We start from the raw sequence: 16,695 nt of genomic DNA on the forward strand, positions 1-16,695 counted from the left end.
TATTATTACCCCTAAAATCCGATACTATGATAAAAAATTACCCTACTACTACAAATATTAAAATCAAAAACGGTTCAATTCTACGTATTTAGTGAAGCTTATGATATTCAAATAATCGAATGTTATACGTTTTAATAAACTATTGTAAATAGGTTAAGTTCTCTATGGACTTAATCTAATAGAATTTCTTAGACCTTAATCTTGAAATTGTAAATCTTGGTTTACACGATAGAGTATTTCCTGAACTAACCTCAACACCCCCAAAATGATTTTAATAAATAGCTATACTTATAGAAAATTCCTATGTTCTACAAAAATTGCCTTTGCGATATTTTTACTATGTATTTCTGGTAATGTATACTCGCAAACCCCTAACGTATGTGTTACAGAAAATAATACTGGTACCGCAGACAATGATAACGATACCATATGTGATTTATATGATCTGGATGACGATAATGACGGTATTCTGGATGCTGTAGAATGTGGATACCCCCAAGTAATAACAAACGGTAGTTTTGAAGCCGGTAACTTAATGGGTCCCAGGAGATGGGGGCTTATACCTGATAACCGGGTAGAAGGCTGGTTTAGTTCCCTTGCCAATAGGCGACTAGAGTTTTGGGGAAGAAACTTTTTGGGAATAACCGCTCCCCAGGGTAATATTATAGTAGAACTTAACTCCACTTCTGCTTCAGCTATATATCAATATATAAATGTAAATCCGGGAGATCAAATACTTTGGTCGGTAAGTCATAAAGGAAGAGCCAGGTTAGAAAGAGCTTCTGTAAGAATCGGAAGAAACTTAGCAACTGCTCCTGTACAAAGGGTAATGGCAACGGGTAGAAGTGCGTGGAGAAGATATGTGGGTACCTATACTGTTCCTGCTGGTCAAACCAACACTATGTTTATTTTACAAACAGTATCACCAGGGGGATCTGTAGGTAATTTAATTGATGATATTAGGGTATTTGTAATTAATGGTCCGCCATGTGATGATTTTGACAATGATGGTATAACAAACGACCGTGATTTGGATAGTGATAATGATGGTATCTATGATGTTGTAGAAGCTGGAGGAGTTGATGATAATGACGATGGTAGAGCAGATGACAATGATAATAATACGATAAACGCATATTACGGTATTCCTTCTTCTGCAGGAGATGGAATAACTCCTATCGACACAGGAAACAATGGTTCTTTTGATTTTTTAAATTTAGACAGTGATGAAGATGGGTGTAGTGATGCCGATGAAGCATATAACGATCCCGATGCCGATGGTAATGATACCGGAGTATATGGTATAGACCCAGCAACAGTAAACGGTGTTGGTTTGGTTAATGGTGCTCCTTATACAGATCCTGTCGTTATCAATTATCCTATATTAAAAGTAACCAAAAGAGTTTTAGACAATAATGGTGTAGATATTACTGGTGGATCTGTAAATCCCGGAGACGAAATCTACTATCACCTTACAATAGAAAATCAGGGAGCCGAAGATATAATTAATGCCAGTATAAAAGATGTTCTACCAACAAATGTAGATTTTCATCCTGGAGGAATAATTGCCGATCCAGGAATTAATACTTCTTACAATGCAACAAATCGAGAAGTTAGTATTACAATTGACAATGCGTATGTAGAACGATTTGATAGTGCAATAGAGGTACAGTTTAAGGTAGATGTAGAGTCTAGTTGTTTAGATTTACGCGATGCTTGTTCTAACGAAATAGTAAATACTGCATTAACTAGCTATACCGGGGCGACCTCTGGTATTAATACAGTAGATGAACCTAGTGTTCTGGGGCAAGACATGTGCTTGTTTGATAATGAAGGCGCTTCAACAGTTATTATTGACTTATCAAATTGCGATGGTAATTTTGACGCTTTTTTATGTACCAATGCTATAGACCTTACTGCCGGTGCAGGTTTTCCTAATTATACGTGGACAGATCTCAGTACAGGCAATGTTGTTGGTAATTCGCAGGTGCTAACTGTTAACTCTGGAGGTCAATACAGAGTAGAGAAAAAAGGAAACTCTAGTTGTCCAGATTTAATCGAAACTTGGACGGTTACTGCATTTAATACTGTTGTAAACCCAATCGTTTCTATTGCAAATGATCCTGGAGTTAATGGTAATGTGCGCACATGTGCTATTACGGGAGATGTTTTGCCAGAGATTTTTTTATGTGGTGCTACTGCCGGACAATATTTAGATTCTGGTTTTGTAGATGCTCAAAGTATCATATGGGAACGATTAGATGAGACGGCATGCCCATCGGTTACAAGAGATATCAATTGCCCTACATTTGATAGTGCTTGTGACTCTGGATGGACACAGGTTAATGCTGCCAGAGATTATACCGTTACCCAAGCGGGAGAATATAGAATACGAGTACTGTTTAAAGGTAATTGTGAGATCAACTTTTATTTTAATGTTTATAAAAACAATTTCGAACCTAATCTGGTAAGCGTACTGGATATCATATGTGACACTCCTGGTACTCTTCGAGTTCAGAATTCTTCAAATCAATATGAGTATCAATTAATCACTCCAGTAACCAATACTACTATTGGATATCAGTCTTCTCCAGAGTTTTCGGGATTAACAGAAGAAGGAACCTATACTGTTAATGTACGTCAAAACAATGGATTATCAACAGCATGTGTATTTCAGGCAACCAAATTTATGGAGATTTCAGAATCTGTTGTTAAGGTTACTCCTACTCCTCCAAGTTGTCCTGATGATACAGGCGAAGTTTTGATTCAGGTTACCGATGGAGGTCCAAATTACATTTATCGTATTAGTAGTACGACCAATACATTTAGTACATCTGAAGGGCCTACATTAACTACAAATCATATTTTTAATGGACTTAATCCAGACACCTATGATATAGAAGTACTTTCATTTAATGGAGACTGTATAGATAGTCAAACTGTTGTCGTTGATTCTCCATCAGAATTCAAGGCAATATCATCGCTTAAAAGAGATCTAAGTTGTAATACTAATTACCAACCAGATCCTAATTTGAATGACCCTACACAACCTTATGATCCGGATGAATTCATTGCAATTGCACAAATTAATGTAACCGGAGGCACAGGACCTTTTGAGTATAGTACAAGTAGTACGATGACTCCATTACTAACCAATCAACCAGGCACAACAGATGAATTCAGGTTTACTACAGATGGTATCTACCCAATTTATGTAAGAGATACCAGCACTGGATGTGTTATTCCTGCAGGATCAGTTACTGTAAGTGCATATGAGCAATTACAAGCTACTTTTTCTGGGATTGATCCCTTATGTCCTGGAGAAAACGGCTCTGCATACGTAGAAGTAACATCAGGAGAAGGTCCCTTTATTTATGTATTAGATAACAACTTATTTGTTGGACCTACCAATACTCCCAATCACACCTTTGCTAATGTAGCCCCCGGCAGTCATTCGGTTATTATATTTGATCGTTTTAGCTGTCAGATTTCAAAAAGCACTTCTGTAACAGATGCTACTGCAATAACTGCAGATATCGCAATTACTAGAGCATACAGATGTGGAACTACAGCTACCATTAGCGTTACTAACGTACAATCAGGAAATGGCACATATCAATATAGTATTGATGGTACAGATTTTACGAATACCACAGGTGTTTTTACAGGGTTAACAGATGGAGTATATACTGTATTTGTTAGAGATACTGATACCAATCTTTGTCCGGTAAATTTGGGGCAGCTTACTGTTGCTCCATTAAAAAAGGTAATCGATATGGAGTTTAGTCAATCTCAACCCCAATGTCCTGCACTTACCACCGATTTAACAATCACACCAACTATCCAAAATGGTCCTGGTGCAGTACAATATCAAATTACTGCTCCTGCAGGAAAAGAAAGACCATGGCAAGCATCGAATGTATTTGCTGGTTTATCCACAGGAGAAACTTATGTTATCGAATCCAGAACAACAGAAGATAATTGTGTTTATAAAGAAAGTATTAGTATTGATGATGCAGATCAAATAGTTATCCTTACTATGGTTACGGCACAGCCAACATGTAAATCTGATGAGGATGGTTATTTTACAATCAATATATCCGACGTTGACCTTACTTCTACTACTTATAACTATGAGGTTACAGGAGGTACTATAACAGGTTCTCAAACAGGTGGTCCACTAACCGATACATCATTAACTATAAATGGTCTGGGTGCAGGTACCTACACCATCGTAGTAACAGATACCACTACAAATTGTGAAGCTACAGATACCGTTATTATCAACGAGCCTAATGCTGTCTCTATTGATACTATAGATATCACTCCGCTTACTTGTATTCAGGATGCTATTATTAATGTTACCGCCTCAGGGGGTAATGGTGGTATTACCTATGAATTATTAAATAGTGCTAACACTTCGGTTGCCGGACCGCAATCGGGTAATGTTTTTACTGTTAGTACTGCAGACACCTATACTATTGTTGTTGCAGATAAAAAAGGTTGTAAAGTAAACAGTACTGCTGTAATAACAACTCCTGCTGCTATTTCTGCTAGCATAGACACAGGATCTGATCTTTGTTATGATACGACCAATCAAGCACAAATAGACATTACCATAACCGGAGGTACAGCTCCTTTTACTTATTCTGTGAATGCTGGTACAAACACAAATGTTGTAGGTACTACAATATCTCTAAGTGGACTTACGCCAGATACCTACAATATAGTCATTACTGATGCTAACGGTTGTGAAGCAACAGTTAGCCAAACCATTGCTCCACAGATAACGGCTAGTGCCAGTCTTACAAAAGATCTAGATTGTTCTGCTAGTCCTAATGGGGTGATTGCGATTGCCACTACTGGTGGAGCAGCTGCTATAGCTTTTGAAGTTAGCTCAGATGGAGGAACGACCTATTCTTCTATTGCAAGTGCTACCTATACAACAGGAACTGCAGGTACATATCAGTTCAAAGCTATTGATGCCAATGGTTGTGAAGCAATTACAAACAGTATTATTATAACTCCGGCTACAACACCTGTTGCCAATGCTACAGGAATATCTCCTACTTGTATAGGAGCAACCAATGGAAGTGTTACTATTACAATTGATACTACGGTAGGAGTTCCTCCCTATCAAATCAATTTTAATAATCTGGGATATAGCAGTCAAACCACATATGGTGGATTAACAGCGGGTACCTACCCTTATACCGTTCGTGATGCCAAAGGGTGCTTTATTGCTCCTTCACAAAACTATATTTTATCAGATCCGGATCCTATTACCTTGGGTGGATCAAATGTAGTTAATATTACTTGTGATAAAGCAACCGGAACAACTAATGGATCTATAGAAGTAACAGGGGTAACAGGAGGTACAGGTACATACGACTACACATTACTACGACCAGATAACTCGGTTGTTGCCATTCCTGGAAATCCGATATTGGGGACTACTACAGATAATGCTTTATTTAGCGATCTAGTATTTGGAGATTACATCCTTAAAATATCGGATACTAATGGGTGTGCATTTACATTTGATTTTAAGATTATTACGGCACCTATATTTACGGTTACAGAATCTGCTCCTACTACCACTTGTACTGGTGGAGTAACTGTAGACATAGAGGTATTTGATGGTGTAGGACCGTTTAACATTAGAGAATACCCTAATGGTACATATGGAGCTTTAAACGCCGGACCAGTATCATCTGGAACACCGCAAGAAAGAAATCACCAATTTACCAATTTGGCATTTGATACTCCTTTTACGTATCAAATTATAGATACGGATTCTGGTTGTACCGATATTAGAACAATAACTCCGCAACCAAGCCCATCATCTATTGCCATAACTGCCACAGAGACTCCTGTGAGTTGTAATGGGTTGGCAGATGCCAGTATTGCTTATGAAATTACAGGGTATACTGGTAATGAACTAACCTATGAGTTATATAGCGTAATTGATCTCAATAACAATATTGCGGGTTCTTATACATTTAGTAACGGAAACGCACAAACTGGATTAACAGGAAGTGCTGCAACAGGAACTGTAAGCACATTATCTCCTGGTAAATACTTGTTTAGAGTACGAGAAACAGACGGTAGTGTAGCAGCACCTTGTAATGCTGCCATACAATTTACAATTACCGAACCTGAAATTCTGGAACTTAGAAAAGATAGTCAGGAAATTGGTTTCTGTTCAAAGCCACCAGAATTAGTAATGACAGCTACGGGAGGAACCGCTCCATTTACTTTTATTGCTAATGATGGCACAACCGATGTAGCTTCAAATACGAGTGGAATATTTAACACTCTTGCTGCGGGATCTTATACAATCCGTGTTCAAGATGCTAATGGTTGTGCAGGTAGCACTACCGTACCTGTAGTCTTAACTGCTATTGCTGATCCAGTTTTGAGCCCTATCGCGGCATATACCAATTGTAATTTTGGCACAGGATATACTTTTACCGTAAATGCTACGGGAACAGATCAGCTATCATATAGTATAGATGGGGTTAGTTTTGTAGATGATGGTGCAAGTCATGATTTTACTGTTACCAACCCAGGAAACTATACCGTAACTGTACGTGACCCAAGAGGATGTACAGATACCCAAACGATAAACATCAATGAAGATTTAGTGGTAACTGCAGATTTTGATAGTGAACCCACATGTACTACCGGAGAGGATATTACTGTTACGGTAACAGGAGGGTCTGACTTCTCTTCAAATCCTGCTAATTTTACGTTTACACTTACTGGAACTGATATTGATGGTAATACTATAAATACCACTCAAAATGGAAATAATATATTTGCTAGTATTTCAGCAGGAAATTATAGCGTATCTGTTACAGACACAGGTGTTAATGCTACAGGATGTACTAGTTCTACAACAGTAGCTCGAGTATATACAGATCCTGTATTAGCACTTTCTGATAGCGGTAATGTTTCTTGTAATAGTGGAACAGATGGATTTATTTTGGTGGATCTACAAGCAAACACAGATCTTGATAATCCATTTACTTATCAGTTATGGGATATTGCTGCAAACACTCAGGTAGGAAGTGATCAAATTGACAATCCACTTTTTGAAAATCTTGCGGCAAACAATTATAGAGTTATTGTGACCTCATCCTTTGGTTGTCAGGATACATTAGAGCCAATTGCTATTACAGAACCTGCTACTCTTACGGCAACTGCCACAGCAAATGACTATAGCTGTAATGCTACAAACAATCAGATATTACCTACCATTACTGTAGATATCGTTGGTGGGACACCTCCGTATAATGTAAGCTATACAGGAGCCCTTAGTGGTACAAACTTAGCAGTCACCGGAAATAGCTTTACAATTGATGCAAACACCCCTGGTAATTATACCATCTCGGTAACAGACGATAATGGTTGTAGTTATGCTATCACACCAATAACAACGATACCCGCGTTACCGGTTATGACAAATCCAGTCGTGAATCAGGTTACAGCAATTGATTGTAACACTAATCTAGAAAGTGTTACTGTCGCTATCGATGGTGGAACAGGTCCTTTTGATATCACAGAAGTAAATAATGCAGTTCCGGCACAAAATAATATAGCTTCTGGTGGAGCTACCACTACAAGTGGTACGTTCTCTTTGGCTGGTCCAAATAACTATATGTTTAGTATTTATGATCAAGGAACAGGATGTTCGATTAACACTGCTAGTTATGAGATAGGAGCCTATGATACTATTGCCGTTTCAATAGACAGTGGTAGTGGTAAAAGTTGTTTTAATACAACTCCTGCTGATGGCTCTATAACGATATCTGTTACAGGTCATACAGGTGCTTATAACTATAACGTTACTAATCTAACTACAACGGTGACTACAAATGGTACAGGAGACACCACCGTGCAAAACCCATTGGTAATTGCCGGTCAGGACTCTGGTAATATCCAGATTACTGTTACAGATCCGATATCGGGATGTACTACAGATTCTAACATATATACCATAGCTCCATCTCCTGTTTTAGATCTATCTGTTAACATTATCGTTGCCGGATATTGTAATGGCAATGACAATGGGGCAATAGAAGCTTCTGCAACCGGAGGTACTGGAGAAAAACTATATCGCCTGGAGGATGCCTCTGGAACACCAATGATGCCTTATGACACGTTCAGCAATACTACTATTTTTGAAAACCTAAGTCATTCTCCTGCCGGAACTACCTATCAGGTACGTACCCAGGATGAGAATGGTTGTGAGACTACAGATACCGTAACGCTTACTTCTCCACTTCCTATTACTATTACCTCTGCTCCCGACAGTACTTTGGATTGTGCAGATAGTACCGATGGGATCATAACAGTTACTGCAGGAGGAGGACAAGGAGCAGGTACGTATTTCTTTACTCTTACATACCCTGATGGATCGCAAGGAACCCCAGTAACTAGTACTACAGCTTCGCATTCGTTCACTAATTTACCAGAAGGAAATTATACCGTGACCGTTTCAGACAACCTTAATTGTGAAGTATCTCAGGCTGTTACTATTGATACCCTACCAGAGGTAACCTTAACTATAGAAACCGTGAGAACACCTAGCTGCGCTAATCAGACTTCTGATGTAGAAGTATTAGCAGCAGGAGGAACACCACCGTATGAATATAGTGCTGACGGAACCACATATACTCCTTCTACTACAAATCCATACTTATTTACCAATCTGGTAGCTGGTGATTATGCCTTTTATGTAAAGGACAGTAATGGATGTATTTCAAAAGTTTCTAATACCATATCAGTAAATCCAATTGAAAACCTAGGAGTAACTTTGGATGTAAGCAACATAGAGATTATTTGCTTTGGAGAAAACACGGCTTCTGTTAATGCAACAGTTACTGGTGGATTAGGTAATTATATATATTCATTAACAGGGATTGATTACTTAGGTAACGCAATAAACCACCCTGCTCAAAGCACAAGTTTCTTTGGAGATTTATTGGCGGGGAATTATACCTATAGTGTAACCAGTGAAGATTGTGGTCCTGAGACCGTAGATTTTGAAGTAACGCAATCTACAGAGTTTTCTGCTACAGAAAGCCATACCAATATAGGTTGTTTTGGTAACGAAGATGGAACCATTACCATAACGGCTACAGGAGGTAATCCTATGTATAACTATTCATTATATGATAGTAGTGGTAATGCATTATTTTTATTTATCGAAGATGATAGTGACGGAACTCTGGGGACACATACTTTTGAAGGATTATCCGCAGATACCTATAGAGTAGAATTAGCAGATCATAAAGGATGTCCTTTCCTTATAGAAGATATCATTATTGAGGCTCCAACAGAAATAGTACCAGTAGTACTATCTACAACACCAGAACTTTGTGTAGGTGATGCCAACGGAACTGCTACCGTATCTATATCAGGAGGAGTAGTTGGACCTGATCCCCTAGCCCCTGTATATTACTGGAGTATTACTGGTGTAGATTCTAGTTTCCAGTTAGTTTCTGATGCGACTAATCTGGTGATCCAGAATCTTCCTGGTGGAACGACAACGCTATTTATTAGAGATTATAACAATAGTTCAGATTGTCAGGCTGCTATCAATCTGGATGTTCAGCCTGGTATTGTTATCAATGCTACACTTAGCACCTCTATGGACTGCCCAGTAGTAGATTTAGAAACAAATCAGGTACTAAAAGATCCTGTATATCATGTTGATTTTACATTAAGTGATGATTCGGCAACGACAAATGTAATTTATAGTCTAACCGGAATTAACGGAACCACTACTCCTACTCCTAATGATAACCTAGACGGATCATTTATTGTACCTCCGGGAGAATACAGAGGTACTATCCTAAGTAGTAGTGGTTGTGAAACAACAGTAGGTGATATTACTGTAGAAGAATACACACCGCTTACACCTCCTGTTGCCAGAGCAAGTGGAAATACTTTTGACATAAATGAATATGAAATCGTATTCCCGGGAATACATGAAGATGCCGTTCCAGATTACATCTACTTCATCACTTTTATAGATGGTGATGGTATTGAGACAGAATTAGAGTCTAACAAATTTGTGATTCGCCACACCGGAAATTACAAGATTAGAGTAGTCGACAGTACCGGTTGTGAGGTATCATATACAAGATTACTTACTTATATCAACCTGATCATACCTAACTATTATGATGCCGACGGTGGAGCCTCATGGTATCCTGATCAGATATCAGAAAACGAAGATGATCCTTTCTATTTCCAAAATATTGAAGTAAAAATCTTTGATCGATATGGTAGATTATTAGCCGAATACAAAGGAGACCATAGAGATGATGGTTGGAAAGGTTTACATAATGGGAAAGAATTACCATCAGGAGATTACTGGTATTTCATTGTTCTCAATGATGCAGAAAACAAAAAATTCACTGGGCACTTTACTTTACATAGATAGAAATGATAGAAATGACAGAAAAGAGAAATAACAGAAGATATATTGTGCTTGTGACTATAGCCCTTTGTGTAATGATCAGCAACAAAAGTTATGGTCAGGAGTTTTTTGCTCCTATCCAGAATCAGTATATAGCCGATAACCCTTATTTGATCTCTAGTGCTTATGCCGGAATAGGAAATTGCTGGCAGGTTCGTGCTTCTGGATTTGAACAGTGGGTAAATATCCCAGAGTCTCCCAGTACGCAATCTCTATCTGTAGACGGTAGAATAACAGATCGCTCTGGAGTCGGAGGAACACTTTTTAATGATAAAAACGGAGAAACTTCTCAAAAAGGAATTCAATTATCCTTTGCTCATCATTTAACCCTAAGCGGTGATGAACAGTATCTTTCCTTTGGACTTAGTTATAAGTACACTCAGTTTACCATTTCTTCAAATGGCTTTACCAATGGAAATCCAGACAACCCTATTAATCCGGGATTAGAGAACATAAGAGTAACAGATTCTAATTTTGATATTGGAGTATTATATAGGTTAGGCAGGTTTTTTCTAAATGTAAATGCGATAAATTTATTGAATAAAAAGATTGATGATTTTAGTGCCACAGAACCCACTTCTATTCGTAACTATTATGTATACTCAGGTTATACGTTTAATGGAGCAAATAGAGATCTCGAAATTGAGCCTTCTATATTGTATCAGAATTTTATAGGCGACGGAAGAAGCACTTCAGATTTTAATCTAAAAGTAAGAAAGATGCACAGAGGAGATTACTATTGGGCAGGACTTAGCCTTAGAACGTTGATCGATCAGGATTTTAAACCTTTATCCCTCTCTCCTATGATAGGAACAAAAAAGCGTAATTTTTATATCGCCTATGGCTATCAGGTTAACCTTAATGAAATATATAATGCCAGTACCTTGGCAGGATCACATCTTATCACATTAGGGATAGATTTTAGTTGTAGAAAAAGTAAATGTGGTTGTACGTACTAGTATGAGTTATGCTCAACCCGGGTTATGAGAAAATCTTAAAATATTAACACAAAAACTACATCAAGGGGTACTTCTATATGTGGGGTTTTATCTATTTTGGAGATTTAGATGTTATTTTTTAACAGAAATTGTTAATTTTAGTGACTCTCCTTTTTGGGCATGCTTTAACACCCTATATTTCTTTTTTGGGTTAAAGTCTACATGCCAAAAAGTTCAAAGTCTATCTATCCATATATTTTTGCCAGGTAACCAAAACGTACTTGTCCTTTATGTCCAGAAATCCATATTCATAACAAAACAAATAGACTTTATCTTCTTTATTTTTCCAATAATGCGTAAAATATGTAGGATTAAAGCCATTGTTTATTAGCTTTTCTTTTCTAACCGTTGCTAGTCCTGCTTTATTATATTCTTTTAAAAGTCTTCGATTGGTTTTTAGGTGTCTATCTATTTTTTGAAACAGACTATCCTCACTTTCCTTATTCTTTTGATAATGATATGAAGATTTACAATATGAGGTACAGAATTTTTTGTCTACTCTTCCTTCTAAATCTTTATTGCAATAAAGACATGCTTTAGCCATAAGTGTATTACTATACGTTTATTAAACGTTTAAATATACGGCTATATTTTTTTATCTATTTGGTCTTTCTCATCTTTAAACAGTGGAATCTATTTCTAAACATATTACTTTAAAACATTTATTGATTGAGAATCAGAAGATGATTGGGTTACAATTCTATCCTGATAAGGTGATCCATGCCTTGATCAAAGAGCTCCCCAATCCTAGATGGAGTAACGAATTTGGGATGGTATACATTACCAACACCAAAGAGAACCTCGGTCAGGTTTTTGAAAAATTTAGAGGCATAGCCTGGATTAATGGGAATTCTTTTTTTAAAGAAAAGGTAATTCGTAATAATGACCCTATTGATATTAACTGGTATCGCAACAGACCTAAAACCGTTTCTTATAGATATGTCCCCGAAGAATATTTGACAAAGTTAGAGCTTAAGAGGTATGCCCTAAACACTTGTAAAACCTATATATCTCAATTCGAAAAATTTATTAATCACTATCCTGATCGCCAAATCCATGAATTGTCGGAACAAGAAATACGGAGATATCTTCAGCTACTGATCCAACAAAAGCGGTCTAATAGTTATATCAATCAGGCTATCAATAGTATTAAATTCTACTATGAGGTAGTCATGGGGATGCCCAATAGGCTTTATAGTATCGAAAGACCCAGACAGGAGCAAAAACTTCCTAGTATACTGGCTAAACAAGATATTCTAAGAATGATTGATCTTACCAAAAACATAAAACATAAGTGTATTATTAGCCTGTTGTATTCTTCTGGGTTACGTAGAAGTGAACTCCTTAATTTGAAACTCACGGATATTGATAGTACTGGCATGCTTATCAAAGTAAGGTATGCTAAAGGAAATAAAGATCGATACACGGTTCTAAACCAAGCTGTTCTTGATACACTTAGGGAGTACTATAAAGTATACAAACCAAAGTTGTACCTATTCGAAAGTAATGAAGCGGAAAGAAAGTATAGCACTACAAGTGTTTTAAAAGTAGTACACCAGGCTGCTAAAAGAGCTAAGATTAATCAATCAGTGCATCCACATATGCTAAGGCATAGTTTTGCAACACACCTTTTGGAAGAAGGAGTAGATTTGCGCTATATACAAGTTCTATTAGGGCATAACTCTAGTAAAACAACAGAAATTTACACTCATGTTGCCATAAAAAAGTTTAATAACATAAAAGATTTACTAATTTAGCTATCACATAATAGAAATATAGTTACCACAGTAACTATATTTAATTGTTAGCGATCATATAAAAGATGAAAAGATTTGAAACCGAAAAGATGATCCACTTTCTCTACCGGATGTCTATGTACGTGGGTGATGTGACTAGAGACAACATTGTTTCTTTTATGCATGGCGCTGATTTCGGTAAAAGGAATGAGCCACATTGGACGAAATTGCTAAGTGAATTTATCGTAATCGAATATAAAATTGAAGAACGAGCAATGGGTTGGCCTTATCAAGTTGAGTTATTAAGTAAACAGGAAGGAATTGAATGGAATGAAGGTTTTAAGAAACTGATGCTTGAAATGATTAGTAAATCTGATCAAATACCATTTACTAAGAAAATGCAGAACTGGAATAACGATTTAGAGAACTGAAAATTAAATACGATGTTTAACTCAACTTGTATAATTAAAAAAATGGTGAATTAACTTGATGAAACAATGAGTAGATCGAAACAGAAAACTAAAATTCACGGAAATACAACGGCTAAATCTGAAAAAGAAAACAAGCAAAACGCAAATAGAAAATTTAGACGAATTGTTAAACAAAAAGTAAAACTGAATAAAGAGAGTTTACCCGAACTAAGGGAAGTCTCAAATGTTTGGTGTTTTGATAAGGATGGGAAAAGATATAATTCGGAGATGACTGAAAAAGATTTTCGAAAATGAAACGATACGCTAACACTATATATGTGATCATAGCAGTTACGTGATTAATCGAGTGGTTATTGTATTTTGGTAAGGCGCAATACTTGCAGAAAGTAAAAGCTAGCAACCAATGCGCAAGAAAAATCGAAAAGCAAGGTAACATTTTGCCCTGCTACGACACATATATTAAACGTTAGCTACAATTGAATGGAAAACCAACTACTTAAACAACTTTATTCTACTACAAGCAAACTTGTTAATGACCAAGTTCAACGTGATATTGAGAATTTTGAAAAAGCTGATAAAATAATAATTTGGATTGTCGGTTTTTCAATTGGAATTTTTATGCTGATTTTGACAAGGAAATCTGAAAACCCAATATTTCTTGAATTGGAATTTGAATTAACTATTATTGCTCTTATTACAGTTGTTTTAGGTCTACTTTTCAGAATATTTTCATTTTTCACTCAAATGCGACTGAACAGTATTGTTTTTGATTTTGTTTCATTCTCAACTGGATACACCAATGCATCTAAAATTCCTATTCCGAAAACAATAACAGAAGTGGATTCACTTGATAATATTATTATTTTTTTAGAAGAGGATTTTGGAATTAAAACACAGAGAATAGATACTTCTAATTTCTCGGGCGAAAAATTAGCAGAATACAGAATTCTATATAAAAATTACTACGAGTCATTAGCTTCTTCTAATAACATTGAAGAACAAATGAAAGAATTTAGCACTCAATTGGCATTTAGATTTGGACTTAATCCAGAAAATGTTATGAATTCTTCTCAAGATGACAGCTCGTTAAAATCAAAAGGGAAAGGTTATAGAGTTTTATTGAGAATATCTTATTGGTTATTCTTTCTGACTATTATAAATTTTATTGTCGGAATAGGAATTGTAGCATTTAAACTGATAGAAAACAACTGTAGCTAACAACGTATAAAAATAATTGCTATTTTGTACTTAAATAAAGGTAGTTGCGTATTTGCTACATCTGAATTTCCTTCGGAAATTCCTCGCACGCAAACACGCAACTATTCTTATACAAAACCGTTAGCGTTCATACTCAAAAAAGATTAAGATATATTTATGAAACTAAGAACTGAGATCCTAGAGATTTCCTTAAAAACCGAAGAATCTATTAATTCATTACTTCTTGTTTATTTAAGAATTGATGATAAATCAAGAACGAAACTCTTTGGAAAAAAAGCAGGAATTAGTTTCAAAAGCAAAATAGATTTACTTTATGATATAAATGTACTGTCAAAAGAGGAGCATCAAAATATTGAGCTACTTATGAATTTTCGAAACAAATTTCTTCATGATATATCCTGTGATACATTTATTAATACTCTAACTCATTTTGACAATGGAATTAAAAACAGGTTTTCTAAATTTTTAAGTGAGGGAGAAACGTTGGATCAAGAAGAATCTTGCCGTACTGCGTTTGGTAAACTATATATAAATAACGCTAAAATTATTGGAGAAAAATTTAAACAAAAGAGACTGCAAGTCGAGAATAATAGTGATACAATTCAGAGTCTTCTAATAACCAATGAACGGGTGTTCGAAATCTCTTTCAAACTTCTTGATTCTATAATGAAGGAATTAGAGGAATCTGAACTGGAAAATCCTAAAATCAGGGTTTTATCTGACAAAATCAGTGAGATCTGTCAAGAATATGGAAAAAAGTTTAGTTCTGACGAAGAATTACAAAAGTTAAAAGACAAATTACAAGCTACGTTTGAAAATAAAGATAGATTAACAAATCTACTTGGCTAAATAAAAAATGTACGAAACGCTAACACTATATATGTGATCATAGCAGCTAAGTGATCAATCGATTGGTTATCGTATTTTTGGAAATCAGTCTATGTCAGAAGAATTTAAACAAAAGAAGATAAATCACATATTCCATTATACTGGGCAATTTGATTGGTTGAAAAAAATATTAAAAAATGGATTTGCTCCTTCATATTGTGAAGAGACGATTAACAATTCCACGTATTATATTCCAATGGTAAGTTTTTGTAATATTCCATTAAAAGATGTGGATAATTATATGCATTATGGAAAATATGGTATCGGAATGAGTATGGAATGGGCTATTAAACATCAATTATCACCTGTAATTTATATTCACGAAAATTCTCCTATTAAAGATTTATATGACACAACTTTCAACTTAACAATGGAACAGTTTATTAAAAAAAGTCTATTTGATTCTTATAATAAGCATAAAAAAATTACTAATAAAGAATATCCATTAACTGAAGAACAAATATTGAATTTGTATTCAATATCTCAAAAAACGGTTCAATTTCTAAAGAACTGGAAAACAAAACATAAAGGAAATGAGATAATCACTTACCAAGAAAGAGAATGGAGATTTATTCCTAACTTAAAAAAGGTAGAAGAATTAGAAATCATAAAAGAAGATGATGATGAATTCAGTGATTATAAAAATAAGCGAATAAAAAAACCTCATTTACCAGATTATTTGCTACAAATTGAGAACATAACAGACATAAGATATATTACAATTAAAAATGAAAATCAAAGACCAGAGATAATTAAAATACTAGAGAAAAAGTTTGGAGAACCGAATTTAAAAAATTCAATAATTTCAGGAAAATTAGTAATTCTAACTGAAAACCAACTTCATAATGACTTTTAAAAGCCAGTTGCTAACACCGTATATAATTTATTGCTAGTTCTAGCCTACTTACGAAAATCCTCGCGGATTTTCTATT

At 35.7% G+C, this 16,695-nt stretch carries 9 protein-coding genes; 8 read left to right on the forward strand and 1 reads right to left on the reverse strand.

Annotation, left to right across the window (positions count from 1 at the left end; all coding sequences use genetic code 11):
- Positions 1 to 265: 265 nt before the first annotated feature.
- Entirely contained in the window at positions 266 to 10,456 is a 10,191-nt protein-coding gene (locus C1X07_RS14945) for a T9SS type B sorting domain-containing protein (RefSeq protein ID WP_103070836.1), read from the forward strand.
- A gap of 11 nt (positions 10,457 to 10,467) precedes the next feature.
- Complete coding sequence (locus tag C1X07_RS14950; RefSeq protein ID WP_103070904.1) at positions 10,468 to 11,451, forward strand: PorP/SprF family type IX secretion system membrane protein; 984 nt, start codon at positions 10,468 to 10,470, stop codon at positions 11,449 to 11,451.
- A 220-nt stretch (positions 11,452 to 11,671) separates the two neighbouring features.
- On the opposite strand, the gene C1X07_RS14955 is transcribed toward C1X07_RS14950, so the two are convergent.
- Positions 11,672 to 12,034 (reverse strand): hypothetical protein, encoded by a 363-nt coding sequence (locus C1X07_RS14955; protein ID WP_103070837.1) that lies wholly within the window; start codon positions 12,032 to 12,034, stop codon positions 11,672 to 11,674.
- 139 nt (positions 12,035 to 12,173) lie between these two features.
- Between C1X07_RS14955 and C1X07_RS14960 the strand changes: the two genes are divergently transcribed.
- The 6 genes from C1X07_RS14960 to C1X07_RS14985 all read left to right on the forward strand — a co-directional run bounded on the left by C1X07_RS14960 (position 12,174) and on the right by C1X07_RS14985 (position 16,619).
- Complete coding sequence (locus C1X07_RS14960) at positions 12,174 to 13,247, forward strand: tyrosine-type recombinase/integrase (RefSeq protein ID WP_103070838.1); 1,074 nt, start codon at positions 12,174 to 12,176, stop codon at positions 13,245 to 13,247.
- A 65-nt stretch (positions 13,248 to 13,312) separates the two neighbouring features.
- The gene (locus C1X07_RS14965) at positions 13,313 to 13,657 is read left to right on the forward strand and encodes a hypothetical protein (RefSeq protein ID WP_103070839.1); all 345 of its coding nucleotides are present in this window, start codon (positions 13,313 to 13,315) and stop codon (positions 13,655 to 13,657) included.
- 66 nt (positions 13,658 to 13,723) lie between these two features.
- A complete protein-coding gene (locus tag C1X07_RS14970; RefSeq protein ID WP_103070840.1) occupies positions 13,724 to 13,951 on the forward strand; it encodes a hypothetical protein in 228 nt (75 codons plus the stop codon).
- A gap of 186 nt (positions 13,952 to 14,137) precedes the next feature.
- A complete protein-coding gene (locus C1X07_RS14975; RefSeq protein ID WP_103070841.1) occupies positions 14,138 to 14,875 on the forward strand; it encodes a hypothetical protein in 738 nt (245 codons plus the stop codon).
- Between the two features lie 156 nt (positions 14,876 to 15,031).
- Complete coding sequence (locus C1X07_RS14980) at positions 15,032 to 15,724, forward strand: hypothetical protein (RefSeq protein WP_103070842.1); 693 nt, start codon at positions 15,032 to 15,034, stop codon at positions 15,722 to 15,724.
- 91 nt (positions 15,725 to 15,815) lie between these two features.
- A complete protein-coding gene (locus tag C1X07_RS14985; protein ID WP_103070843.1) occupies positions 15,816 to 16,619 on the forward strand; it encodes an abortive infection system antitoxin AbiGi family protein in 804 nt (267 codons plus the stop codon).
- Positions 16,620 to 16,695 lie beyond the last annotated feature (76 nt).

Origin of the sequence: Aquimarina sediminis, from assembly GCF_002895435.1 — a bacterium.
GTDB classification, from domain to species: Bacteria; Bacteroidota; Bacteroidia; order Flavobacteriales; family Flavobacteriaceae; genus Aquimarina; species Aquimarina sediminis.

Coding starts and splice junctions, on each gene's coding strand:
- C1X07_RS14985 (WP_103070843.1), top strand. CDS start 15,816: ATGTCAGAAGAATTTAAACAAAAGAAGATAAATCACATATTCCATTAT.
- C1X07_RS14965 (WP_103070839.1), top strand. CDS start 13,313: ATGAAAAGATTTGAAACCGAAAAGATGATCCACTTTCTCTACCGGATG.
- C1X07_RS14970 (WP_103070840.1), top strand. CDS start 13,724: ATGAGTAGATCGAAACAGAAAACTAAAATTCACGGAAATACAACGGCT.
- C1X07_RS14980 (WP_103070842.1), top strand. CDS start 15,032: ATGAAACTAAGAACTGAGATCCTAGAGATTTCCTTAAAAACCGAAGAA.
- C1X07_RS14955 (WP_103070837.1), bottom strand. CDS start 12,034: ATGGCTAAAGCATGTCTTTATTGCAATAAAGATTTAGAAGGAAGAGTA.
- C1X07_RS14945 (WP_103070836.1), top strand. CDS start 266: ATGATTTTAATAAATAGCTATACTTATAGAAAATTCCTATGTTCTACA.
- C1X07_RS14950 (WP_103070904.1), top strand. CDS start 10,468: ATGACAGAAAAGAGAAATAACAGAAGATATATTGTGCTTGTGACTATA.
- C1X07_RS14975 (WP_103070841.1), top strand. CDS start 14,138: ATGGAAAACCAACTACTTAAACAACTTTATTCTACTACAAGCAAACTT.
- C1X07_RS14960 (WP_103070838.1), top strand. CDS start 12,174: ATGATTGGGTTACAATTCTATCCTGATAAGGTGATCCATGCCTTGATC.